Below are 24,864 nucleotides of genomic sequence, written 5' to 3' on the forward strand. Positions count from 1 at the left end.
GACCAACGGAGCGGTCCCCGAGTCGCGGCGGCGCAGCCGGGATCATCGCTTCCCCGGCAGATTCCTGCCACTCCGGCGGACCGTGGAGCCCAAACCCGCCGATATGGCGGAAGATCACCGCTTTCGGGCGGCACGGAGGTTGCGACTACCGGATGTCCAGGGCAGTCCACGCTGATTTCCGAAAAAAAGGGGAACCACTCATCATGGGGAAGGTCATCGGAATCGATCTGGGAACCACCAACTCCGTCGTCGCGGTGATGGAGGGGGGCGAGCCGGTCGTGATCCCGAACGCGGAAGGCGGGCGAACGACGCCTTCGGTCGTCGGCTTCACCAAGGATCAGGAGCGGCTCGTCGGACAGGTGGCTCGCCGACAGGCGATCACCAATCCCAACAACACGATCTTCTCCATCAAGCGGTTCATGGGGCGGAAGTTCTCCGAGGTCGAAGGCGAGCGAAGGCTCGTCCCTTACGAGGTTGTGCGGGGCTCCGACGACCGCGTGCAGGTCCGCGTTCCGAACGTGGACAAACCTTTCGATCCTCCCGAGATCTCGGCGATCATCCTCCAGAAGATGAAGCAGACGGCCGAGGACTACCTGGGCCAGAAGGTGGACCAGGCGGTGATCACCGTGCCCGCCTACTTCAACGACTCCCAACGCCAAGCGACGAAAGACGCCGGGAAGATCGCGGGACTCGAGGTCCTCCGGATCATCAACGAGCCGACCGCGGCGGCCCTCGCCTACGGTCTCGACAAGAAGAAGGACGAAAAAATCGCGGTCTTCGACCTGGGTGGCGGGACGTACGACATCTCGGTCCTCGAGCTGGGCGACGGCGTCTTCGAAGTGAAGGCGACGAACGGGGACACCCACCTCGGCGGTGACGACTTCGACCAGCGAATCATCGACTGGCTGGTCGAGGAGTTCCGCCGCGACCAGGGGATCGACCTCGCGAAGGACGCCATGGCCCTCCAGCGCCTGAAAGAGGCGGCGGAAAAGGCCAAGATGGAGCTCTCCTCCACGATGCAGACGGACATCAACCTCCCCTTCATCACGGCGACCCAGGAAGGTCCGAAGCACCTGAATATGACGCTCTCGCGGGCGCGCTTCGAGCAGCTCGTAGAGGACCTCATCCAGCGAACGATCCCCCCGATGAAGGCCGCGCTCGAGGATGCGGGGCTCGACCCCTCCGCCATTGACGAGGTGATCCTCGTCGGGGGTTCGACCCGGATCCCGAAGATCCAGGAGATCGTGAAGGGCTTCTTCGGAAAGGAGCCGCACCGCGGCGTGAATCCGGATGAGGTCGTGGCCGTGGGAGCCGCGATCCAGGGCGGCGTCCTCTCCGGCGACGTGAAGGACGTCCTCCTCCTCGACGTGATCCCGCTTTCGCTGGGGATCGAAACGCTCGGCGGGGTCATGACGCCCCTCATCGAGCGGAACACGACGATCCCCACCAAAAAGACCGAGGTCTTCTCGACTGCGGAGGACAACCAGACGACCGTCGAGATCCATGTGCTCCAGGGCGAACGAAAGATGGCCATGGACAACAAGACCATCGGGAAATTCCAGCTCACCGGGCTTCCGCCGGCGCCTCGCGGGATCCCCCAGGTCGAGGTCACCTTCGACATCGACGCGAACGGGATCCTGAACGTGTCGGCGAAGGACCGCGCGACCGGGAAGGAGCAAAAGATTCGGATCGAAGCCTCTTCGGGGCTCTCCGACTCCGAGATCGACCGGATGGTGAAGGACGCCGAGGCGAATGCTTCGGAAGACGAGGAGCGACGTAAGAAGGTCGAGGCGCGCAATACCCTCGATTCACTCGTCTATCAGGTGGAGAAGGACTCCCAGGAGTGGGGCGACAAGGTCGCCGCCGCCGAGAAGAGTCGCCTCGAGACGGCGGTCGAGGCCGCCAAGACCGCGCTCAAGTCGGACGATGCCGAAGCCATGAACAGCGCCCGAGACGCGCTGATGCAGGCCTTCAGTGCGGCCGGGCAGCAGGTCTATCAAGCCCAGGCGGAGCAGGCGAAGTCCTCCTCGGAGGGAACGGGGCCTCAGGCCGGGGAAGAGCCGACGGGCGCGGACGCCGGGGAAGACGTGGTCGAGGCCGACTTCGAGATCGTGGAGGACGAAAAGAACTGACACGGCGGGTGGACGGGGGGTGGGGGGGACCCCGCCCCCCCCGTCCGTGTAAGAAGGTGCAGGGTTCGAAGAAACGCACGACGGGACCAACGGGAAGGAACCGCACTCATGTTCGATCCACTTCAGTCGAAAGCTCGGGTTCTCCTTTACACGCTCATCGCCGTCGCCCTCGGAGTCGGAGGGGCATCCGCCCTCGGCTGGAACAGCCTGACGGCGAGCCCCACGATCACCCTCAGCCCCCAGGTTGCGGACGCGCAGGTGCAACCTGCACTGGACCTGAGCGACGCGTTCGTGAACCTGGCGAAGGTCGTGACCCCCGCCGTGATTCGAATCGAGGCGGAACGGCCGGGGAACGGGCAGGTCATCACCCAGATGCCGGACCAGATTCCCGAGCAGTTCCGCGACTTTTTCGGGCCCTTCGGGTCGCCGCAGGACCCGAACGCCGAGCCGCTCCCGAACATGGCCGGGGGAAGCGGCTTCATCGTGTCGCCCGACGGATACATCCTGACGAACGATCACGTCGTGGCCGACGCGACCCGGATTCGCGTCTTCCTCTCGGATCGCCGGGAATACATCGCCGAGGTCGTCGGAACCGATCCGCTCACCGATGTCGCGGTGATCAAGATCAATGGCGGGGACCTCCCGACGCTCAGCATCGGGAGCTCCGCATCCCTCCGGGTCGGGGAATGGGTTCTGGCGATCGGGAATCCGGGGCTGGGCGGGCCGGGATCTCAGCTCGACTACACGGTGACGGCCGGGATCGTGAGCGCGATGGGACGTCGCCTCCCCGTGATCAGCGACGGGCTCCGCCGCAACGGCGAAGAGGAGGAGACCTTCAGGTTCGCGATCGAGGACTTCATCCAGACGGACGCGGTGATCAATCCCGGCAACTCGGGCGGTCCTCTCGTGAACGTCCGAGGTGAGGTCATCGGGATTAACTCCGCGATCGCGTCGCAGACCGGATACTACCAGGGGTACGGCTTCGCGATTCCCATCGATCTCGCCCAGCGCGTGATGGAGGACCTGATCGAGTTCGGTGAAGTGCACCGCGCCTACCTCGGCGTGCAAATGCGTCCCGCCGACGCGGTGGACGCGGAATATTATGGGCTCCCGCGGACGACCGGCGTTCTGGTCCAGGAAGTCCCAGCGAATGGCCCCGCCTCCGCGGCCGGACTCCAGCCCGAGGACGTGATCGTCGCGGTGGACGGAGAGGATATCGAGCGCTCCGCTCAGCTCCAGTCGCTCATCGCACAAAAGCGGCCGGGCGACGAGGTCAGGGTTCGCTTTTACCGGGGCGGACGCGTACAGGAACTCGATATCCGCCTCGGCGAGGCACCACTCCAGCCGCGCGTGGCGCAGGTTCCGGCCGCGACACCGACTGTGCCGGCCTTGCTCGGTTTGGAATTTCGGCCGCTCGACGCCGCGGCGGCGCAGGAGCTCGGGTACTCCGGCCCGGGAGGCGTCGTCATCGGCTCGGTGAGCCCGGCGGGTCCCGCCGTTCGCCAGGGAATCACGGGCGGGGAGAAGGTCCTCCAGATCGGGCGCGCGCGCGCCGGCGATCGAGAGCCGGTAAACTCGCTGGAAGACGTGAACCGGATCCTCGGAGACCTCGGCCGCGGCGAGATCGTGTCGCTCCAGCTCCAGCGCCCGGACGTCAACCCCTTTGTGGTCAACTTGCGCGTCCCGGAGTAGTCCGGATCGGCAGGCAGTCCCGGAACGTTCTCCCCGCCGGCGCCCGGGGGGGGGGGGCCCCCCCCCCCCCCCCCGCCCCCGCGCCTTTATTCCCCCCCCGGCGCACGGTTATCTTTTTCCCTGGCGCGGCCTTGGCGCTGACCGAAACGCGAAAGTGGCGGAACTGGCAGACGCGCGAGACTTAGGATCTCGTGGCCTTGGGCCGTGGGGGTTCGAGTCCCCCCTTTCGCACTCTTCCGTTCGGCGGCCGTTCACCCCTGATCCGGACCGTGATGGCGATCGACGTGTCGAGGCTTCGGGTGTCTGTGGAGGAAGGGGAGCGCTGGCGGCGCACCCTCCGCATCACCGTGCCCTCGGAGATCGTTCAGGCGGAGCGTCGGGCCGCGATGAAGAAGCTCTCGTCGGGTCTCAAGCTCCCTGGCTTCCGGGCGGGCAAGGTCCCTGAGGCCGTATTGGAGAAACGCTTCGGCCCGGCCGTCGAGCAGGAGCTCCTCGACCGGGTAATCGGCGAAGCGTATCGAAGCGCCCTGCGCGAGCAGGCTCTCCGTCCCATCAGCGACGGCGAAGTCGGCGAGGTGGAATACCAGCCCCAGGCCGACCTCACCTTCCGGATCTCCTTCGACGTGGCCCCGGTGGTGAAGCTCGCGCGACTGGGCGGGTTCAAGGTCGAACGCCCTTCCCTCCCCGTTCCCGACGAAGACGTGGACAAGGTGCTCGAGCGGATCCGAGAGCAGAAGGGAACCTGGGTCCCGGTCGAAGAGGAAGGGACCCCGAGCACGGGCGAGCGTGTGAGCGTCCGGATCGAGAGGCTCGACGCGGAAGGGGAAGAGCCCCGGCGTTACGAATTCGTCCTGGGCCAGGGAGAGGCGATCCCCGAGGTCGAGGGCGCGATCGGCTCTCTCGCCGTGGGGAGTTCGGGTGAGTTTATGATTCACATCCCCGCCGACTCGGGCCCAGAGGCCGCTTCGGCGGAGGAACGCCGCCTCCGGATTAACCTGGACGGACGCCAGCGCCTCGAGCTTCCTCCCCTGGACGACGCCCTCGCGAAGGCCGCGGGCGAGTTTCAAACCCTGGAAGAGCTCCGCTCCCGCGTTCGGGAAGACCTCCTCTCGGAGGCGAAGAGAGAAGAAGAGGCGCGGCTGAGGGCCCTCCTCGTGGAGCAGATCGTCGCCGCGAATCCCTTCGAGGTTCCGGAATCCATGGTGGACCAATTCGTTCGCTCGGCCCTCGGAGATCCCAAGGAGGTCCCGGAAGAGCGCTTCGCCGAGGTGAAGGAACAGCTTCGCCCACGGGCGATCCAGGCGGTGAAGCGCTTCCTCGTCGTGAACGAGGTCTCGGAGAGCCGTGGCCTCCGGGCCACGGAGGAAGAGGTGGACGCGCGAATCGAGGAGCTCGCGAACAAGGGCCGCACAAACCCGTCCGACCTTTACGCCCGCCTCCAGAAAGCCGGGCATCTCGAGCAACTCGAGCGGGAGATCACCGAACGCAAAGTCTTCGACTTCCTCAAGGGGGAGTCCAACCTCGTCGAGGCCGCCTGAGCGGAGGCCGCCGGCCTCCCGGGTTGCCTGAAGAAAACAACGGACACACCGGATGCCGATTTATCCCCCCTATGTGATCGAGCGGACGAGCCGCGGCGAGAGAAGTTATGACATCTTCTCGCGGCTCCTCATGGACCGGATTGTTTTCCTCGGAAGCCCCGTGGACGACACCGTCGCGAATATCATCATCGCCCAGCTCCTTTTCCTCGATGCGGATGATCCCGAGCGCGACATCTACCTATACGTCAACTCCCCCGGGGGGAGCGTCTACGCGGGACTCGCGATTTACGACACGATGCAGCACCTACGCGCCCCCGTCGCCACGTTCTGTGTCGGAATGGCGGCATCCATGGGCGCGGTTCTCCTCGCCGGGGGCGCGGACGGAAAACGAAGCGCCCTCCCGAATTCCCGAATCCTCATTCACCAGCCTTCGTCGGGCTACCAGGGGACCGCCGCGGACATCGAGATCGCCGCGAAAGAGGTCCTCAGCATCCGCGAGCGGCTGAACCAGATCCTCGCGCACCACACCGGCCAGACCACGGCGAAGATCGCCGACGATGTGGACCGCGACTATTTCATGAGCCCGGAGGACGCCAAGGCCTACGGCCTGATCGATCGAGTCCTGGCACACCGGGACGAAGTCGGAAAACCTCGTGACACGGAGGAAGGTGCCGCCGGAGGTTCGTGATCCGGAGCATCCCCAACCGCGCGACCGGAGAACGGAAGGGAGCCCATGTCCACTGACAAGCACCTGCGCTGCAGCTTCTGCGGGAAGTCCAAGGACTCGGTCCGGAAGTTCATCTCGGGCCCCAGCGTCTACATCTGCAACGAGTGCGTCGCGCTCTGCAACGAGATCCTGGCAGAGGAAGAGGAGCGGATCGCGCCCGAAGCGGCAGTCCGGACGCTGACCCCGCGCGAAATCAAGGATACGTTGGACGAGTACGTGATCGGACAGGACGACGCGAAGAAGGCTCTCTCCGTCGCCGTTTACAATCACTACAAGCGGGTGAACCACCAGGGGATGCTGGACGATGTGGAGGTCGAGAAGGCGAATATCCTCCTCCTCGGCGCCACCGGTGTCGGCAAGACCCTCCTCGCTCAGACGCTCGCGCGCACCCTGAATGTCCCCTTCACGATCGCGGACGCAACGACGCTCACCGAAGCCGGATACGTCGGCGAAGATGTGGAAAACATCCTCGTGCGGCTCCTCCAGGCGGCGGACTACAACGTCACCGAGTGCCAGCGAGGGATCATCTACATCGACGAGATCGACAAGATCTCGCGGAAGTCGGAGAACCCCTCGATCACACGGGACGTCTCGGGCGAAGGTGTGCAGCAGGCCCTCCTCAAGATCCTCGAAGGGACCGTCGCTTCCGTTCCCCCGCAGGGCGGACGGAAACATCCCCAGCAGGAATACATCCAGATTGACACGCGGAACATTCTCTTCATCTGCGGCGGCGCCTTCGACGGGCTCGAGAAGATCGTGGAGGGGAGAATTGGACAGCGCCGGATCGGCTTCGGAAAAGTGGTATCGGAGGGCGAGGAAGAGATGCCCGAGGTGGACCGCGAGTTCCTCCTCGCCCACACCGAGCCCGAGGATCTCCAGCGTTTCGGTCTCATTCCCGAGCTCGTAGGCAGGCTCCCGGTGACCGTGGCGCTGGAGGAGCTGGACGAAGAGGCGCTCGTGCGGATCCTTCAGGAGCCTAAGAACGCCCTCATCAAGCAATACACGAAGATGCTCGCGCTCGAGGGAATCGGCCTCACCTTCGACCCCGAGGCCATACGCGCCGTGGCCCGCAAGGCGCTGAAGCGCGGAACGGGGGCACGAGGGCTCCGCGCCGTGATCGAGTCCATCATGCGGGAGGTGATGTTCGACGCCCCCTCGCGCGAGGACATTCGGGAGGTCGTGGTGACACCCGAAGCCGTCGAAAAGGGGATCACTCCCCTCCTCGTCTTCCACAATGAACCGAAAAAGAAGAAGGAGGCGTGACCTCGGCGCCAGGACTGGACAGACGTAGCAAGGAACTCTTCATGAGGCACCGATGGACGACGTGACGTCCACGTCACCCCCTCCGGCGCTCCCCGAGCGCCTTCCCACTCTCGCGCTCCGCGATCTCGTCTTCTTCCCCTCGATGGTCCTCCCCCTCCTCGTGGGGCGCGCTCCGTCCGTGGCGGCTCTGGAAGAGGCGACGAAGGGCGACGGAGACGGTCTACTCTTGCTGCTGGCCCAGCGAGATCCGGGTGCGGAGGATCCGACTCCGTCCGAGCTCTATCGGGTCGGAACGGTGGCGCGCGTCGTGCAATCCACTCCCCTTGCCGACGGGACCTGCCGCGTCGTGTTCGAGGGGCTCCTGCGCGCGCGTGTTCGGGAATTCCAAGCCGGGCCGGGACCACTCCACGCGGAGGTTATACCCCTCACCTATCCGGACGCCGCGGGGTCGGGCGGGCCACAAGGTCAGGCCATCGTCCGCCGGGTCGAACGCATCTTTCGCGAATACGTCCACCTCCACCCCGACCTCCCCTCCGATCTCGCGAGCTTCCTCGCCGACATCGGGGCGCCGCCGCGGGCTGCCCACATGGTCGCGGGACACTTGCTCGTAGGGGCGCCCGAGAAGCAGGCCCTTCTCGAAGAGGAGACGCTCGAAGGACTCTTCGCCCTCCTTCTCCAACTCCTCGAGCGCGAAGTCGAGATCCTCCAGATCGAGAATCAACTCGACCAGGAGATGCGGCGGAAGATGGACGACGACCGTCGCCAGCACTACCTCACGGAACAGCTCAGGGCGATTCAGAAGGAGTTGGGGTCGGGGAGCCCCGAATGGGAGGACCTGGAAGCGACGCTCGCCGCCGCTTCTTTGCCCGAAGCCGCGCGGGAGCGCGCGGAGCGGGAATTCGAGCGGCTCCAGCGGATGAACCCAGTCGCCCCCGAGGCCACCGTGATTCGCTCCTACCTCGAATGGATTCTCTCCCTCCCGTGGAACGAGCGCACCCGCGACAACCCCGACGTGGCCCATGCGCGCGCGGTCCTCGAGGAGGCCCATTTCGGCCTCGACGAAGTCAAGGACCGGATCCTCGATCACATCGCGGTCCTCTCCCTCGTCGGTGAGCTCCAGGGTCCGATCCTCTGCCTCGTCGGACCCCCGGGCGTCGGAAAGACCTCCCTCGGGCGAAGTATCGCCCGGGCGCTGGACCGCCGCTTCGTCCGAGTCGCGTTGGGGGGCGTGCGCGACGAGGCCGAAATCCGTGGGCACCGGCGGACCTATGTGGGAAGCCTTCCCGGGCGGATCCTGCAGGGAATCCGTCGCGCCAAGAGCCGGAATCCGGTTTTCCTCCTCGACGAGGTGGATAAGTTGACCAAAGACGGGCACGGCGACCCGTCCGCCGCTCTCCTCGAAGTCCTCGATCCCGAGCAGAACCGCACCTTCCAAGACCATTATCTGGAGCTCGAGTTCGACCTCTCCGAGGTCTTATTCGTAGCGACCGCGAATACGTTGGTCGGCATCCCGGATCCCCTTCGGGATCGGATGGAGGTCATTCGCATTCCAGGCTACCTGGACACCGAGAAGCGCAGCATCGCGGCCCAGTTCCTGATTCCCGAGCAGCTTCGGCGGCATGGGCTGGAGCCGGAGAGGATCACGATCCCCGGCGACGTGGTGGGTCGCATCGTCGAAGATTACACGCGAGAGGCAGGTGTGAGGGAACTCGACCGCCTTCTCGCGCGGATCGCGCGAAAACAGGCGAGGCGGCTCGCCGAGGGCCACATCTCTCCGGGAGAGGCGGTGCGCATCGAGTCGTCGCACCTCGGCGATCTCCTCGGGCCCCCCAAGCACCTCAAGACCGGCCTGGACGGCGGCATCGAACGGATAGGGATCGCGACGGGGCTCGCCTGGACGACCGCCGGCGGCGAAATCCTGGAAGTCGAAGTCTCGGTCGTCCCCGGGTCGGGCCAGATCCAGCTCACGGGTACCCTCGGAGACGTGATGAAGGAGTCCGCGGTCGCGGCGGTCACCTACGCCCGGTCGCGCGCCCGGGAGCTCGGACTCCGAGCCCAATTCCACCGCGAGGTGGATCTTCACATCCACATCCCGGAGGGAGCGACTCCGAAAGACGGGCCCTCGGCGGGGATCACGATCGCATCCGCCCTCGTGTCGGCTCTCACCGGGACTCCCACCCGCCCGGACGTCGCGATGACCGGAGAGATCACGCTCCGCGGCCGCGTTCTCCCGATCGGGGGCCTCAAGGAAAAGGCAGTGGCGGCACTCAGGAACGGGATGCACACCGTGATCATTCCGGCGGGAAACGCCCCGGAGCTCGAGACCCTCCCCGCGGAAGTCCGGGAGCGCATCACCTTCCACGCCGTTGACCGGATGGACCAGGTCCTCGAACGGATCTTGGAAATCGTGCCCGGAACAGGCTTCGCCACCGGGTCCCTCATGAGCGAGCTGGTCGGCGGCTCGGCGGATCCCGGCGCGCGGCTTTCGCAGTGAAAATCCGGAGTGTCGAGTTTTCGGGGACCGTCATGGATCCCCGGGCAGCCTTTCCCGGCGATCTCCCTCAGGTGGCGTTTTCGGGGCGGTCGAATGTCGGAAAGTCCTCGCTCATCAACGTTCTTCTCGAACGAACGCAGAAGAAGATCGCACACGTCTCGGCCACGCCGGGAAAGACTCAGGGACTCAATTTCTACCGGGTGAACGCCCGGTTTTTCCTGGTGGACCTTCCCGGATTCGGTTTTGCCAAGGCCCCTTTCGCCGTGCGCGAGAGCTGGAAGAAGCTCGTGGAAGGGTACCTCGCACGGCCGGATGGCCCGAAGGCCGTGGTCCATCTGGTTGATATCCGGCGCGATCCGACCGAACATGATCTGGTGATGCTGGACTATCTCGCGGGGGTGGGGATCCCCGCTCTCGTCGTCCTCACCAAGATGGACAAGCTCACCAAGTCCCAGGGGAAGAAGCAGGTGACCGAGCTGACCGAAAAGCTGGGGCTGGATCCCGAGCAGATCGTCCCCTTTTCTTCGGTGACGCGCGAGGGGCGGGAGCCTCTCCTCGACGCGATCGCCTCCCTTCTCGGGCCGGGGAACGAGGCCGAGTGATTCCGGCCCCGCGGCTCCGTTTCCTTCACCGGTGCGCCGCGATGCTGGCGGCCGCCGCGGGAGCGGGGTGTGGACTCCTTTTCCCGGGCAACCCGGACCCCGCGCCCGCTCGATCACCCTCGGCGGCCCTTCCCGCCGACCTGCCCCCCGACGCGGAAATTCCCGTGGGAATGGGGACGCTGCTTCAGGAGGAGATCTCCCTCGCTCTGCGCAGAGGAGAGCTCCAGATCCTCGTGACTCCCCTCGAAGAATCCATCGTCCGGCTTACGGCCCCCGACACCTACGAGCGACTTTCGGCACTCGGGCGGGGTTATCAGGACATCTTCGTCGAACGGACCGGCTCAGCCGTACCCTTCGAGCTCTTCCTGGTCTCGCTATTCTCCGAGGCCGTGGAAGTCGCGTTTGAACCGGAAGCGCTGAACCTTGTCAACCGCGCGCTTCGTTACCGCCCCGTGGACATCCGACCCCTGACCCCGGACTGGGACTCGCGGCGCGTCCTCCCCCGCCAGACCTCGATGGCCGTGTACGCCTTCCCGGGCGACCTCGACTTCCAGCGGCCGACGGAGGTGGAATACCAGGAAGTTAGAAGCCGCGAGTGGGAACGTGTCCTTCCGCTCCTCGAGCGGGAGCGGTCCCGACTGCGGTCGAGGACGCCAGCGCCGAACTGACGGCAAGGCGATCGGGGCACCCTGGAACGACTGAGGGAAGCCCAATCCCCACATCCCCTGCATGTTGCCGTGGCACGGAATTCGCGTGACAAGACGGGGCCGAAGCCCTGGTTACGCAGGAAATTCCGTCCCCATCGCATCCGTGCGACGGAACAGATTCCCTGCTCGGGGTCAGGTCTTTCCGATGTTCACCGGGGGGGTCGGGGGATCATCGGTTGCGGGAGGCTTCCATGCCCGGTCGGCGCCCGTTCTTCTCCTCGTTCGTGGTCCTCGCGACCGCGCTCCTCGCCCTCTCTTGCGACAGCGAGGGCGGGAGTCTTACGGACACGGGCAACGACGTGGCGACGGTGAGCGGCACCGGACTCGTCCTGGCCCTCAACGCTGGTCCTGCCACCATCCGCGCGACGAGCGAGGGAAAATCCGTGACGGCCGATATCACCGTCGTGGACGGCGGCTTCGTCGGACCGAGCGGCGGAACCATCATCGCCGCCGCCGGCACCGTCACTCTCGTCCTTCCTCCGGGCGCATTGGCGCAGGGAGCCGCGCTCACCGTGGCCCCGCTCGCCAATCCTCCGGTGCCCGCGAGCTTGATCCCGGGAACGGCCTTCAGCCTGGGACCGGGCGGAACGAACTTCGCCCAGCCGGTGACGGTGGGAATTCGGTACGAGCCCGGCAATCTTCCGGGGGGCGCGAATCCGGCTCTCTTCGTCGTGCATCGGTGGAATGGGACGACCTGGGCGCCCCTCGGCGGAACAAACGTAGATCAGGGGACACGCCTGGTCTCCGGGCAGACCACCGCCTTCAGCCCCTTCGCCCTGATCCAGGTGGCGGTGCAGAATCCGGTCCCCACGCTCACGGCGCTCAACCCGACCAGCAAGATCGCGGGCGAGGCTGAATTCGTGCTGACGGTGACGGGATCGAACTTCGTGAATGGTGCCGAGATCCATTGGAACGGAGTGGAAAAAGTCACACAATTCGGGTCGGGATCGCAGTTGACGGCAACGATTCCCGCCTCGGGCATCGCCCAGGCCGGGCAGGCGAATGTGACTATCTTCAACCCGGGTCCGGGAGGCGGGACCTCGGCGGCCCTTGATTTCACGATCCTCTCCGGCATGGGCGCGACGGTCACGGTGACGACTTCCTCGGACTCACAGGGTGGAGGCTGTTCCCTGCGCTCGGCGATCGAGGCGGCAAACACGAACGGTCCCGTTGACAGCTGTTCGGGGGGAAGCGGCGCCTTCGAACGATGATCGGCGACGGAGCGGCGACCATGGGTGGCGGAATTCTGAATCGGGGAACGCTCACGCTGACCGACGTGACGATGACGGGACATGGAGCTACGGCCGGATCGGGCGGAGCGATCTTCACGGACGCCGGCTCGACCTTGCACGTCAGCGGCTCGCGCTTCGAGTCGAGTCAGGCCTCGGACAGGGGCGGCGCGATCTGGGTGGATTTGGGAGCGACCCTCACGATGACGAACTCGGTCCTGCTCTCGAACACAGCGACGCAGGGAGGAGGGATCTTCAGCTTTCATGGCATCCTCGGCCTCGAGTACGTCTCGATCCGCAACAACTCCGCGCAGAACGGCAATGGAGGTGGAGTGAACAACTCCGGTGGTTCTCTGGTGCTCAGCGGGTCCGCCATCGCGACGAACGTGGCGCAGGCGCGTGGGGGCGGACTCTACAGCGCGGGTCCCGCCGGGAGCACGATCGTCTCGATCGTGAACAGCACGATTACAGGGAACATCGCTCAGGGGACGGGCGGGGCTCCTCACTTCGGAGGCGGCGTGGCGGGAGAGAGTGGCACGATCTCTTTCTACAACGCGACGATCGTGGACAACACGAGCGCCTCGGGGGGCGGGAGCGGGGTCCACAGGGTGGTGACGGGTCAATGGACCGGAGCCACCTTCGACTTCCGAAACACGATCGTCGTGGGCCACCGGATTCTCGGGCATTCAGCCTGTTCCGGCGGACCGGCGGGATTCGTCTCCAATGGTCATAATCTAGATGAGGACAACACATGTAATTTTATCGTCAACAGCGATTTACCAGGCGGGAACGCTAACCTGTCGCTCGCGGCGACCCTGAACGGCGGAACGACGGAGAGCCACTCCCTCCAGATCCCGGGCGACGCGATCGACGCGGGGGATCAGTCGGCCTGCCAGGCCAATCCCGTGAACGGGGGGGACCAGCGGGGGTTCGGCCGGTCGGACGGAATGTGCGACATCGGCGCCTTCGAGTTCCAGGCGCTGGCGGGATGAAGTCCGCCGCCTGAGGGAGGCCCGGCGTCGCGAGAACCGGCCCTCTCCTTACCCCTCGATCCCATACTTCCGAATCTTCCGGTAGAGGGTTCGCTCGCCGATTCCGAGGCTCTCGGCCGCCTTTCTGCGGTTGCCGCCGACTTCGAGGAGGACGTGGCGAATCGCCTCCGCCTCCATCTCCTCGATGGTCATTCCCGCCTGGTACAGGACGCGGCCGTCGCCGGCCCCGTCGCTCCCCGCCTTCGCACCGATCGGAAGTTCTTCGGACGACGGCACAACACTGGCGTCGCCCACTCGCCCCTCCCAGACTCCGACCTCGATCCCACCATCCGTGCCAGGGAGGGCGAAGCGCGAGCTCTCGGGCGCGACCAGGCGCTCGTCCAGGTCGTCCCGGTAGAGGTCGAACTCGCGGCGGAGCTGGTCCACGTCCATCCGGAGATCCACGAGAGTCCGGAATACAAACTCGAGCTCGGGACGAAAGCGGGGGCGGTCTCCGCCCTCGCCTCCCTCCCCCGCGCGCATCTCTTCCGCGGGGCGCGCCACCGGGACCGGGAGGAGTCGCGAATACTCGCCGGGGTGGCGGATCTCCTTCGGAATGTCCGCGGGGGCGATCTCCTTTCCCGGAGAGAGGACGACCATGCTCTCCACGAGGTTCCGGAGCTCGCGCACGTTTCCCGGCCAATCGTAGCGGACCAAGAGCTCCATCGCGTCGTCCGAAATGCCGGGAAAGGGGCGACCCATTCCCTCGGAGAGCTCGCGTACGAAGTGATGGACGAGCCGGGGGATGTCTTCGCGTCGGTTACGGAGAGGGGGAAGCTCGATCCCCAGGATGTTCAGGCGGTAATAAAGATCTCGCCGGAAGCGTCCAGTGTGCACCAGGTTTCGAAGCTCATGGTTCGTTGCGGCGATGATGCGCACGTCGATCTGGATCGCCTTTTCTCCGCCGACCCGGAGAAATTCCCTCTGCTCGAGCGCCCGGAGGAGCTTCGTCTGCGTGGAGGGGGGCATCTCCCCGATCTCGTCGAGGAAGAGGGTCCCCTTGTGGGCGAGCTCGAAGAAACCCTTTCGCGAGTCTATCGCTCCCGTGAACGCGCCCTTTTCATGGCCAAAGAGCTCGGACTCGAGGAGCGTCTCGGAGAGGGCGGCGACGTTCACGGCAAGAAAGGCGCGGTGCCTCCGCGGGGAGAGGCCATGGATCCCCCGCGCCACCAGCTCCTTCCCCGTCCCGGATTCCCCCGTGATGAGCACGGTCGAATCCACCGGCGCGATCTGCACCATCCGCTCGAGGACTTCGCGGATGGGGTCCGCCTCACCCACGATCCCGGTGACCCGTTGGAGCTCGCGCCGCTGAATCGTTCGATGCCCGAGGAGGACGACTTCGTCCGGGTCCGGGTCGGCGGAGAAGGACTCCTCGGCCCCGCCGCGACGCCCTCGGAGGTCTCCCCCGGCGCCCTGAAGCGCTGTGAACACCGGGATCGAGCGGCCCTCCCTCGCGGCGTGCAGCCAGGCGGCGAGATCCTCGGGACCCCGGTCTCCCGTCAACACCAGCAGGACCGGATCCTCCGCGAGCCCGAGGTGCGCCACGTCGGGGACGAGGTCCACGGCGTATCCCTCGGCCCGAAAGGCGTCGCGAAGTTTTCCCGCGAGGGGAAGACGGTGCGAGCTGATCAGGACGGTGCCGCTCATGATGCGGCGCCCTTGGGATGGGGATCTTCCCGCCCGCGCATGAGGGCCGTCCCGTGCGCGAGGAGAGGGTGGAGCGCCGCGAGCCCGTCGCGAACCCCACCGGGGCTTCCGGGGAGATTCACGATGAGGCATTCGGCGCGCGTCCCCGCCTCCCCTCGTGAAATGACCGCCATCGGCGTCGCTTCGGCCCCGGCGCGCCGAAGGGCTTCCGCGATCCCAGCCGCAGGGCGCTCGAGGACGGCCCGCGTCGCTTCGGGCGTGAGGTCGCGAGGCGTGAGCCCGGTGCCTCCCGTCGTCAGAAGGAGATCCACCTCCCCCGAGTCGCACCACTCCAGGAGGACGGGCACGACGGCCGCGGTTCCGTCGGGAACGATCTGGGCCCGCGCAACGGCGTAGCCGCACTCCACGCACCACTCCCGAATCAGGACGCCGCTCCGATCCTCTCCTTCTCCCTTGGAGAGGCGGTCGCTCACCGTGAGAATTCCGACCCGAAGTGGGGGTTTCGCCTGGCCGTTCACCGTTTCCGCGACCCTTCCGTATAAAAAGGTGGCTTCGTGACTACGCCGGGGACGTCGCGCTCGCGAATTTCAACCGCCACCTCGGTCCCCGGCTCCGCGAGCCCGGCGGGGAGATAGGCGAGCGCGATCCCCGCCCCGAGCGTTGGGCTCACCGTCCCCGAAGTCACGGCTCCGACCGGCTCCCCCTGGGACACGACCGGGTATCCATGGCGGGGAAATCCGGGGACGGTGAGCCGGATCCCGGTGAGGAGGCGCGAGACACCCGCTTCTTTTTGGCGCGCCAGGGCATCCCTTCCCAGGAAGTCGCCCTTGTCGAATCGGACGATCCATCCGAGGCCCGATTCGAGCACGGTGTGCCGTTCGTCGAGGTCGTTCCCGTACAGGGCGTATCCGACTTCCAGTCGAAGTGTGTCGCGAGCCCCAAGCCCGACCGGGGCGATGTCCCGGGAGCCCCCGCCCTCGAGGAGCGCGCGCCAAACGCGTACGGCCCCGTCGGCCGGGAGGTAGAGCTCGAAGCCGTCCTCTCCGGTGTAACCCGTCCGCGCCACGATCGCGGGAACACCCGCCACCGGCGCGCGGAGGAAGCGGTAATAACCGATCCCCCCGAGCCCGGCCTCGACCAACGGCTGGAGGATCGCCTCGGAGTGGGGGCCCTGAATGGCCAGGAGCGCGGAAGCCTCGGTGCGGTCCTCCACCCTCGCGTCGTGGCCGGAGTGATGCGCCTCGATCCACGCCGCATCCTTCGCACGATTCGCGCCATTCACGACGAGAAAGTAGGCCAACTCGTCCAACCGATAGACGAGGAGATCGTCCAGGACCCCACCGTCCGCCTGGCAGAATGCCGAATACTGGGCCTGGCCCACCGCGAGGCGGGCAGCGTCGTTCACCGTGAGGAGCTGCACGAGGCCGAGTGCGCCGGGACCGGCGATCTCGATCTGCCCCATGTGCGAGACGTCGAAGAGCCCCGCGGACTCACGCACCGAGCGGTGCTCCGCCTGGATCCCGGCAGGATACTGAATCGGGAGGGAGTAGCCGGCGAAAGAGACGAGCTTCCCGCCCAGCCGCCGGTGTTCTTCGTGAAGGGCCGTGGTCTTGAGCTCGTCCTGCATGCTCGCCGCCCTCCCTACCCCAAAAGGAATAGGAGAAGCGCCTTCTGCGCGTGAAGACGATTCTCCGCCTCGTCGAACACACGCGAGCGGGGACCGTCCATCACCTCCGCGGTGACCTCCTTCTCGCGGTAAGCCGGAAGACAGTGAAGGAAGATCCCCTCGGGGTGGGCCCGATCCATCAGCGCCTTTGTAACCTGATACGGGGCAAAGACTTTTGCACGGGCATCCGCCTCTTCCTCCTGGCCCATGGATGCCCAAGTATCGGTCGTCACGACATGCACGCCTACGACCGCCTCCGCGGGATCGCGAGTCAGAACGATGCGTCCCTCTCCACGGGCCTTCTCCAGGATACGGGGATGGGGGTCGTACCCTTCGGGAATGGCGAGCCGGAGCTCGAAGCCGAGAAGGGTGGCGGCATTGATCCAGGAGTTCGCCACGTTGTTCCCGTCGCCGACCCACGCCACCGTCAGTTCATCCAGGCCCGACCCGAATTCTTCCCTTACGGTGAGGAGGTCCGCCAGGAGTTGGCAGGGGTGGACGAGATCGGTGAGCCCGTTGATCACCGGGACCGACGCATGCCGTGCAAACTCCTCCACCTCGTCGTGACGAAAGGTTCGGATCATGATCCCGTCCACGTAGCGCGAGAGGACGCGCGCCGTGTCCGCGATCGTCTCCCCCCGCCCCATGTGGGTTTCACGGTCGGAGAGGAAGGTGCTGTGGCCGCCGAGCTGAAACATCCCCACGTCGAAAGAGACGCGGGTTCGCGTGGAGTGCTTCCGGAAGATCATCCCGAGCGTCTTCCCCCGAAGCGGGCGATCCGGGGCCTCAGCACCGCTTTTCAGCCGGTGCGCCGTCTCGAGGAGCCCTCGGAGCTCCTCAGCGGTGAGATCGCGGAGATGAAGGAAGTGCCTGTTCGCGTCGGTCAACCTCGGTCCTCCGAAGTGGCGACGCCGCCCCCGGGTGGCCTCGAATGGCGATCCCACGAGCGGCGCACTACAGGAATCAGAGAATGTATCGCCGGAGGTCTTCGTCTTCCACGATGGCGGCCAGGTTCTTCAAGACATAGGCCCGGTCCACCACGAGCTCCCCGTCGGGCGCCGTTCCGTCCGGAAGCTCGAAGAGGACGGCCTCGAGGAGCGTGGTCATCACCGTCTGGAGCCGGCGAGCGCCGATGTTTTCCATCCGTTCGTTGAGCTGGAAGGCGATCCGGGCGATCTCGTGGATCCCGTCCTCCTCGAACCGGATCTTCGCCGCCTCCGTTTCCACGAGCGCCGTGTACTGGCGGATCAGGGCGTTGCGAGGCTCGGTCAGGATCCGGACGAAGTCCGCCTCCTCGAGGGGGCGGAGCTCCACCCGGATCGGAAACCTTCCCTGAAGCTCGGGGATGAGATCGGAGGGCTTCGAGACGTGGAAGGCTCCGGCCGCGACGAAGAGGACGTGGTCGGTGCGGACCAGGCCGTACTTCGTCTGCACGTTGGATCCCTCGACGATCGGAAGAAGATCGCGCTGGACCCCCTCTCGGCTCACGTCCGGACCGACCCCACCGCGGTCCCCCGCGATCTTGTCGATCTCGTCGAGGAAGACGATCCCGTTCTCTTCTGTCCGGTCGAGGGCCTCGTTGACGACCTCGTCCATGTCCACGAGCCGGTCCAGCTCCTCCTGGAGGAGGATCCTCCGCGCCTCGGAGACCCTCACGGACCGCTTTTTCGTCCTCTTGGGGAGCATGTCCTGGAGCATTTCGGTGAAGTTGTGGTCCATTCCTTCGACGCCCATCGGGATCATCATCCCGTCGAGGTTGGGCGCCTGCTGGACCTCTACCTCGACCATCCGTTCCTCGAGTTTCCCGTCGCGGAGGAGCGCGCGGAGTTTTTCCCGTGTCCGCTGCCGCCGCTCCTCGAGCGCTGCCCCCTCCTCGTCGGTCGTCGGTGCCGCGGCGACGGAGAGGTCCTGGATCTCCCGGTCCACCTCGACGGCGACCGGCGCATGGATCCCGCCCGGACCCGCGACGAAGACAGGAGGGCTCGCCCCGGGGCGCGGTGCCGCCTCTTTCCCCCGGAGAGGGGGGAGAAGGAGGTCGAGAAGGCGTTCCTCGGCCGCTGCGACCGCCAGATCCTCCACGTCGTCCTCCCGTTCCGCCCGGACAAGGTTCACCGCCGTGTCCACGAGGTCGCGGATCATGGACTCGACGTCGCGCCCGACGTAGCCGACTTCGGTGAACTTCGAAGCCTCCACCTTTACGAAGGGAGCCCCCGCGAGGCGGGCGAGGCGCCGGGCGATCTCGGTTTTTCCGACCCCGGTCGGTCCGATGAGGATGAGGTTGTTCGGGAGAATCTCGTCCCGGAGCTCACCCTCCACGCGTTGGCGGCGCCAGCGGTTGCGAAGCGCGATCGCGACCGCCTTTTTCGCCGCGCGCTGCCCGATGATGTACCGATCGAGCTCGGCCACGATCTGGCGAGGCGTGAGCTGGTCGATCCAGACCCCTTCCTCCGGACGATCCTGCGCGGAGGGTTCCCGCTCGACGGGAGGTTTCCCCCCATCGGTGGTGCGGTTGACCGCGCCCCCACTCCCCTCCCGGTCGCTCGAGCTCATCTTTCCTTCTTCCCTTCCTCGGCTTCGGATCGAGGCTCGGACTCGGCGTCCGGATCCACGGTCGAAAGCTCCAGCACCGTGATGTGGTCGTTCGAGTAGATGCAGATGCTCGCGGCGATTTCGAGAGCGTCCTGGACGATCTCACGCGGAGTGAGTTCTGTGCGTAGTCGGAGGGCGCGCGCCGCCGCGAGGGCGTACGATCCGCCCGACCCGATCGCCGCCACCTCTTCATCCGGTTCGAGGACGTTGCCGTCGCCACTGACCATGAAGAGGTGACTTCGGTCCGCCACTAGGAGGAGGGCGTCCAGCCGACGGAGGTAGCGATCCACCCGCCAGTCCTTCGCCAGCTCGACGCAGGCCCGGGTGAGATTTCCCGGATAACGCTCCAGCTTCTCCTCCAGACGCTCGAAGAGAGTGAAGGCGTCCGCAACCCCTCCGGCAAATCCCGCGAGGATTCGTCCCCCTTTGAGGGTGCGGACCTTCACGGCCCGCCCCTTGGCGACGGTGTCGCCCATCGTGACCTGGCCGTCCGCGCCCATCGCGACGGCCCCGTCGCGGCGCACGGCCACCACGGTGGTGGATCGAATTCTTGGACGAGTCATCGCCCTCCTCGGTCTTTGTGGGCTGAACAAACCATTCTTGTCATCTCTATGCGCGCGGGTGCGTTTCCCGGTATACCCGCTGGAGCCGCTCCCGTGACGTGTGGGTGTAAATCTGCGTGGTGGAGAGGGACGCGTGCCCCAGGAGCTCCTTCACGGCCATCAGGTCGGCGCCCGCGTCCAGGAGATGAGTCGCAAACGAGTGCCGGAGTGAGTGAGCGGAAATCCCTTCGCGCTCCCCGGCGCGGTCCAGGAGCGCCCGGACGGCGCGCTGAATCGAGCGCCGGGAGAGCCGTTCGCCGCCCTGGTTCACGACGAGTGGCCCTCCGTCGGAAGGGGCCGCCGTTTCCCGGCGCCGCAACTCGTACTTTCGAAGGGCCCGGGTGGCGGAAGAGGTGAGGGGGACGATTCGTTCCTTCCCTCCCTTCCCCCGGACCTTCACCTGTTCCCCCACGGTGTCCAGCTCCTCCAAGTTCATCCCATGGAGTTCGGACAGGCGGAGCCCGCTCCCATAAAGCAGCTCCAGGATGGCGAGGGTGCGTGTCCCCTCGAGCGCATTTTTCGCCGCGTCCGCCTCCGCGAGCCCGAAGACCGCGTCCACTCCCTTCCGGGCCAGGTGCGGAGGCAATTCCCGTTCCGAACGGAGCGAACGGAGGCCCCGCGCCGGATTCGCCGTGAGCGTCCCCTCCCGGTGGAGAAAACGGAGAAGCGTGCGCACGGCGGAAACCTTTCGGGTGATCGAACGCTTCGCGAGTCCCCGCACCTGGCATGCCCCGAGGAAACTTCGGAGTGCGAGACGGTCCACCTCGGTCCAGCGCCACTCCGGCGTCCCCAGGTAGTCGCCGAGAAAGTCTTCGAGGTCCTGGAGGTCTCGCCGGTACCCGATCAGGGTGTTTTCCGAGAGTTGGCGTTCGTCGGCCAGGTGCCGGAGGAAGAGCTCCGATTCCCCCGTCATGGAGACACCCCGGCCACTTCGGCTGCCTCGGGGGGCCGCACGAATTCCAGCCCCTCGGCGAAGGGCACTCCCGAATCCTCCATCCACGCGAGGAAGTCCCGCTGGGCCCGCTCCGCGAGGAGCTCCCGCTTCCGTTTTTTGTCACGAACATGGACTCCCAGTGGATCCACGAGACCCCAGTTGGAATTCATCGGCTGGAAGTGCCCGGGATCGCTCTCGGCCAGATACCGGAGGAGCCCTCCCAACATCGTCGCCGGTGGAGGGATGGCCGGGTCGAGGCCACGGAGGACGCGGTCGAGATTGACCGCCGCGAGGATCCCCGACGCGGCCGACTCGGTGTACCCTTCCACTCCCGTGATCTGTCCCGCGAAGAGGAGCTCGGGCCGGTCACGCAGCGCCCCATGCCGGCTGAGGGCGCCGGGAAAGTTGAGGTAGGAGTTTCGGTGGATCGAACCGAAGCGCAGGAATTCCGCGTCCTGGAGCCCCGGAATCGTGCGGAAGACCCGCTGTTGCTCCGCGATCCGGAGCCGCGTCTGGAACCCGACCAGGTTCCACATCTGGCCGGCCCGGTCTTCCCGACGCAGTTGTGCGACGGCATACGGGCGTTTTCCAGTGCGCGGATCCGTGAGGCCGAGCGGCTTCATCGGACCGAAGCGGAGTGTGTGCGGCCCGCGCGCCGCCATCACCTCGATGGGAAGACATCCCTCGAAGTAGGGCACCGCGTCCCAGTCGTGGCCGGGCTCATGCACGTCGGCCGCGGCGACCGCCGCGACGAAGGCTTCGTATTCGGATTGGGAGAATGGGGAGTTGAGGTAGTCGGGCGATTGTTCGAAGCGCCCCTGTGCGAAGACCACCGTATGATCCAGGGAATCGCCGTCCACGATCGGTGCGATCGCATCGAAGAAGGCGAGTCCCTCTTCCCCCAGCTCCGCGCGAATCGCCTGGGAGAGGGCGTCCGAGGTGAGGGGGCCGGTCGCAACGATCGCGGGGCCGGGAGGGACTTCCCGTACCTCCGCGCGCTCGACCTCGATCCCGGGGTGCGCCTCGATCGTGCGGGTCATCGCGCGGGCGAATGTTGTCCGGTCCACGGCCAGGGCGGCCCCCGCCGGCACTCGGGCTTCATCTGCCGCGCGGAGGAGGAGCGAGCCGAGCGCCGTCATCTCGCGCTTGAGCTGGCCGTGCGCGTTTGCCGGGTCCTCGCTCTTGAAGGAGTTTGTGCAAACAAGCTCCCCGAGCGCGTCCGTCTGGTGCGCGGGGGTCCGCTGGACCGGACGCATTTCGGCGAGGCGGACGTGGTAACCGCGTTCGGCCAGGTGGAGCGCGGCCTCACAACCAGCCAGCCCACCCCCGACCACCGTCACCTCCCGGTCACTCAACGGATTCGCCTCCCTCCTCTTTCGGAGCTGCCTTTCGGGCACCGCCTCGGGCGGCTCGCTTTTTCACTCCCCCACTCCGGGCCTTGCCGGTGCCGGAGCCCTTCTTCCCCTTCGAGGAGCCCTTCTCCAATCCGGCGCCCCTCTCCTTCGCCGGCGGCCCTCCGCGACCGCGGCGACCGCGGCCTCCCTTTCCCTTTCGAGCGGAAGCGGCAAGGAGCTCGACGGCTTCCTCGACCGTCACCACCTCGGGGTCCCCGCCCTTCGGGATACTCGCGTTCACCGACCCATCCGTGACGTACGGGCCGTAACGCCCATCCAAGATTCTGAGCTGAGCACCAGACTCCGGGTGAGTTCCGAGCTCCTTCAAAACCCGCGCGCCGGACTTGTTCGCGAGAAGCTCGAGCGCTGCTTCCAAGGTCACCGAGAAGATCTCGTCGGCGTTTCGGAGGTTTCTGTAGGTCCCTCCCCGTTCGACATAGGGACCGTAGCGTCCCAGCCCGGCGGTGATGGCCGTACCGCTCTCCGGATCGGTCCCCACGGTCCTCGGGAGGGAGAGGAGCCGCAGAGCGAAGTCGAGTCCGACGGTGGAGGGGTCCGACCCACGAGGGAGGCTCACGCGGCGCGGCTTTTCTCCTTCAGGCGCGGTCTCGCCGAGTTGAACGTACGGACCGTAGGGTCCCTCCTTGAGGAGGACCTGGAGCCCCGTCGCCGAATCGCGCCCGAGGTCGGTCCCCGCCGCGCCGTCTCCCCCGCCGTCGAGAGACCGGGTGTTCCGGCATTCCGGATAGGCGGAGCACCCGAGAAATCGTCCATAGCGGTTCCACCGGACGAGCATCGGGCTCCCGCACTTGTCGCAGACCTCTCCCTCCGCGGCGAGAATCTCCTTCACGATCTGCTCGGAGGAAGCCTTCCCTTCCTCGAGCCGCTTCTTGAAGGACGGATAGAAAGCCTCGAGGACCCCCTTCCAGGGCACTTCCCCCTCTTCGACCCGGTCGAGGTCACCCTCCATGCGAGAGGTGAACTCGGGGTCGAAAAGATCGGGAAAGACACGGACGAGGAGCTTCGCGACGGTGTCGCCGAGCGGGGTCGGGACGAAGCGCCGCTCCTCCATCTCCACGTACCCCCGGTCGCGGATCGTGGAGAGGATCTGCGCGTAGGTGGAAGGGCGCCCGATCCCCTGCCTCTCCAGCTCCTTCACGAGACTGGCCTCGGAGAATCGCGCTGGAGGCTGAGTGAAGTGCTGTTTTGGCTCGAGCCGCTTCAGCGTCCCGTGGTCCCCCTGGGCGAGGGAGGGAAGAGGGGCCAAATCGTCGAGCCGGCGGTGCTCCCCGGCTTCGGTCGCCTCCTGGTAGAGGCGGGCGAATCCGTCGAATCGCACGATGGAACCCGTGGCGCGGAAGAGATAGGTGCGTCCGCTCAGCCCCGCGAGGTTGAAATCCGCGGTGGTGGTGTCGAAGATCGTCGCGTTCATCTGACCCGCCACGAAGCGGAGCCAGATCAATTCGTAGAGGCGGGCCTCGTCCTCGTCGAGGAAGTTACGGGCCTCATCGGGGTGCAGGGACGGATCGGTCGGGCGGATCGCCTCGTGGGCCTCCTGGGCGCCCTTTTGCTGCTTTCCCGACCAGAGCTGGGGGGCCGACGGGAGGTAAACGTCTCCGAACTCTCCCGCGACCCAGCGGCGCGCACCTTCCGCCGCCTCGGCGGAGACACGCGTGGAGTCCGTGCGCATATAGGTGATGAGCCCCGCGGCCCCGCGGGCCCCGATCTCCACACCTTCGTAGAGGCGTTGGGCGGAAGACATCGTGCGGCGCGCCGAAAAGCGGAGCCGCTTCGCCGCTTCCTGTTGAAGGGTCGACGTCGTAAACGGAGCGGGCGGATTTTTCCGCCGCTCCCGCCTCTTCACCTCGGTGACGACAAAAGGAAGCCCGGCAACGTCCGTGAGCACCTCTGTGGCCGACGCTTCGTCGCCCAGAGTGAAGGCCTTCCCGTCCAACTGGTGGAGCTTAGCCTCGAACGGTTGATCGTCTTTTTCGAGATGCGCCGTGATGGACCAGTATTCCTGGGCCACGAACGCCTTGATCTCGTCTTCCCGCTCGCAGATGAGGCGGAGCGCCACCGTCTGCACACGCCCGGCGGAGAGCCCGGGGCGGATCGGTTTCCAGAGGAAGGGAGAGACCTCGTATCCCACGAGCCGGTCGAGGATGCGCCGTGCCTGCTGGGCCTCGACCTTTTTCATGTCGAGCGTCCCGGGCGCGCGGAGCGCCTTCTCGACGGCGACCTTCGTGATCTCTCGGAACTCTACCCGGCGGAAGCGGTCGGGGTTGTCGCCGAAACCGAGGTGATCGGCGACGTGGAAGGCGATAGCCTCGCCCTCTCGATCCGGGTCGGTCGCGAGGATCACCATGTCCACGTCCTTCGCTTTGCGCTTCAGCTCCTGGAGAACCTTCGCCTTGCCGCGAATGGTCACGTAGTGCGGCTCGAAGCCGTTCTCCACGTCCACTCCGAGCTCTTTCGGCGGGAGGTCACGGACGTGCCCGACAGAGGCGGCGACGTCGAATCCGCGGCCGAGGTAGCGACCGATCGTCCGCGCCTTCGCGGGCGACTCGACGATCACGAGATGTCGGGTGGTGTGGCCGTTCCCCTTCGCCATTCCCGT

General features: G+C 66.3%; 19 protein-coding genes and 1 tRNA gene. 11 read left to right on the top strand and 9 right to left on the bottom strand.

The genetic code is table 11. The features are described 5' to 3' along the window. Positions 1–203 precede the first annotated feature (203 nt). The 11 genes from dnaK (at position 204) to WEG36_10715 (ending at position 13,376) form a co-directional block, all read left to right on the top strand. Entirely contained in the window at positions 204–2,132 is a 1,929-nt protein-coding gene (gene dnaK, locus WEG36_10665) for a molecular chaperone DnaK (protein MEX1258067.1), read from the top strand. Between the two features lie 108 nt (positions 2,133–2,240). Beyond that, a complete protein-coding gene (locus WEG36_10670; GenBank protein ID MEX1258068.1) occupies positions 2,241–3,824 on the top strand; it encodes a trypsin-like peptidase domain-containing protein in 1,584 nt (527 codons plus the stop codon). Positions 3,825–3,972: 148 nt separating this feature from the next. Beyond that, positions 3,973–4,055 (top strand) — tRNA-Leu (locus WEG36_10675). Positions 4,056–4,096: 41 nt separating this feature from the next. Next, on the top strand, positions 4,097–5,362 hold the full coding sequence (tig, locus tag WEG36_10680) for a trigger factor (GenBank protein ID MEX1258069.1): 1,266 nt from the start codon (positions 4,097–4,099) through the stop codon (positions 5,360–5,362). Positions 5,363–5,414: 52 nt separating this feature from the next. Further along, positions 5,415–6,050, top strand: a complete 636-nt coding sequence (locus WEG36_10685) for an ATP-dependent Clp protease proteolytic subunit (GenBank protein MEX1258070.1) — start codon at positions 5,415–5,417, stop codon at positions 6,048–6,050. A gap of 45 nt (positions 6,051–6,095) precedes the next feature. Beyond that, positions 6,096–7,352, top strand: a complete 1,257-nt coding sequence (gene clpX, locus WEG36_10690) for an ATP-dependent Clp protease ATP-binding subunit ClpX (protein ID MEX1258071.1) — start codon at positions 6,096–6,098, stop codon at positions 7,350–7,352. A gap of 52 nt (positions 7,353–7,404) precedes the next feature. Further along, positions 7,405–9,846 carry an endopeptidase La gene (lon, locus tag WEG36_10695; GenBank protein ID MEX1258072.1) on the top strand — a complete coding sequence of 814 codons (2,442 nt, stop codon included), beginning with the start codon at positions 7,405–7,407 and terminating at the stop codon, positions 9,844–9,846. Next, on the top strand, positions 9,843–10,448 hold the full coding sequence (yihA, locus tag WEG36_10700) for a ribosome biogenesis GTP-binding protein YihA/YsxC (GenBank protein MEX1258073.1): 606 nt from the start codon (positions 9,843–9,845) through the stop codon (positions 10,446–10,448). Before lon ends, yihA begins: the two co-directional genes overlap by 4 nt. Next, the gene (locus WEG36_10705) at positions 10,445–11,116 is read left to right on the top strand and encodes a hypothetical protein (GenBank protein ID MEX1258074.1); all 672 of its coding nucleotides are present in this window, start codon (positions 10,445–10,447) and stop codon (positions 11,114–11,116) included. Before yihA ends, WEG36_10705 begins: the two co-directional genes overlap by 4 nt. Before the next feature lie 230 nt (positions 11,117–11,346). Next, positions 11,347–12,366 carry an IPT/TIG domain-containing protein gene (locus WEG36_10710; protein MEX1258075.1) on the top strand — a complete coding sequence of 340 codons (1,020 nt, stop codon included), beginning with the start codon at positions 11,347–11,349 and terminating at the stop codon, positions 12,364–12,366. Next, complete coding sequence (locus tag WEG36_10715; GenBank protein ID MEX1258076.1) at positions 12,363–13,376, top strand: choice-of-anchor Q domain-containing protein; 1,014 nt, start codon at positions 12,363–12,365, stop codon at positions 13,374–13,376. Before WEG36_10710 ends, WEG36_10715 begins: the two co-directional genes overlap by 4 nt. A gap of 48 nt (positions 13,377–13,424) precedes the next feature. Here the strand turns inward: WEG36_10715 and WEG36_10720 are convergent, their stop codons facing one another. The 9 genes from WEG36_10720 to topA form a co-directional block, all read right to left on the bottom strand. Next, the gene (locus WEG36_10720) at positions 13,425–15,062 is read right to left on the bottom strand and encodes a sigma-54 dependent transcriptional regulator (protein MEX1258077.1); all 1,638 of its coding nucleotides are present in this window, start codon (positions 15,060–15,062) and stop codon (positions 13,425–13,427) included. Further along, complete coding sequence (locus WEG36_10725; protein MEX1258078.1) at positions 15,059–15,580, bottom strand: MogA/MoaB family molybdenum cofactor biosynthesis protein; 522 nt, start codon at positions 15,578–15,580, stop codon at positions 15,059–15,061. Before WEG36_10725 ends, WEG36_10720 begins: the two co-directional genes overlap by 4 nt. Beyond that, entirely contained in the window at positions 15,577–16,689 is a 1,113-nt protein-coding gene (gene gcvT / locus WEG36_10730) for a glycine cleavage system aminomethyltransferase GcvT (protein MEX1258079.1), read from the bottom strand. The genes WEG36_10725 and gcvT overlap by 4 nt, the downstream gene beginning before the upstream one ends. A 14-nt stretch (positions 16,690–16,703) precedes the next feature. Next, entirely contained in the window at positions 16,704–17,615 is a 912-nt protein-coding gene (argF, locus tag WEG36_10735; protein ID MEX1258080.1) for an ornithine carbamoyltransferase, read from the bottom strand. Between the two features lie 76 nt (positions 17,616–17,691). After that, positions 17,692–19,278 (bottom strand): ATP-dependent protease ATPase subunit HslU, encoded by a 1,587-nt coding sequence (hslU, locus tag WEG36_10740; protein ID MEX1258081.1) that lies wholly within the window; start codon positions 19,276–19,278, stop codon positions 17,692–17,694. Then, entirely contained in the window at positions 19,275–19,880 is a 606-nt protein-coding gene (hslV, locus tag WEG36_10745; GenBank protein ID MEX1258082.1) for an ATP-dependent protease subunit HslV, read from the bottom strand. The genes hslU and hslV overlap by 4 nt, the downstream gene beginning before the upstream one ends. 46 nt (positions 19,881–19,926) lie before the next feature. Continuing rightward, positions 19,927–20,832, bottom strand: coding sequence for a tyrosine-type recombinase/integrase (locus tag WEG36_10750; GenBank protein MEX1258083.1), 906 nt, complete (start codon positions 20,830–20,832; stop codon positions 19,927–19,929). Beyond that, entirely contained in the window at positions 20,829–22,208 is a 1,380-nt protein-coding gene (gene trmFO, locus WEG36_10755) for a methylenetetrahydrofolate--tRNA-(uracil(54)-C(5))-methyltransferase (FADH(2)-oxidizing) TrmFO (protein ID MEX1258084.1), read from the bottom strand. Before trmFO ends, WEG36_10750 begins: the two co-directional genes overlap by 4 nt. Beyond that, positions 22,201–24,858, bottom strand: a complete 2,658-nt coding sequence (gene topA, locus WEG36_10760) for a type I DNA topoisomerase (GenBank protein MEX1258085.1) — start codon at positions 24,856–24,858, stop codon at positions 22,201–22,203. The genes trmFO and topA overlap by 8 nt, the downstream gene beginning before the upstream one ends. Between the last annotated feature and the right edge of the window lie 6 nt (positions 24,859–24,864).

The sequence above is a fragment of the Gemmatimonadota bacterium genome, from assembly GCA_040882465.1.
GTDB lineage: Bacteria > Gemmatimonadota > Gemmatimonadetes > Longimicrobiales > Gaopeijiaceae > JBBEBG01.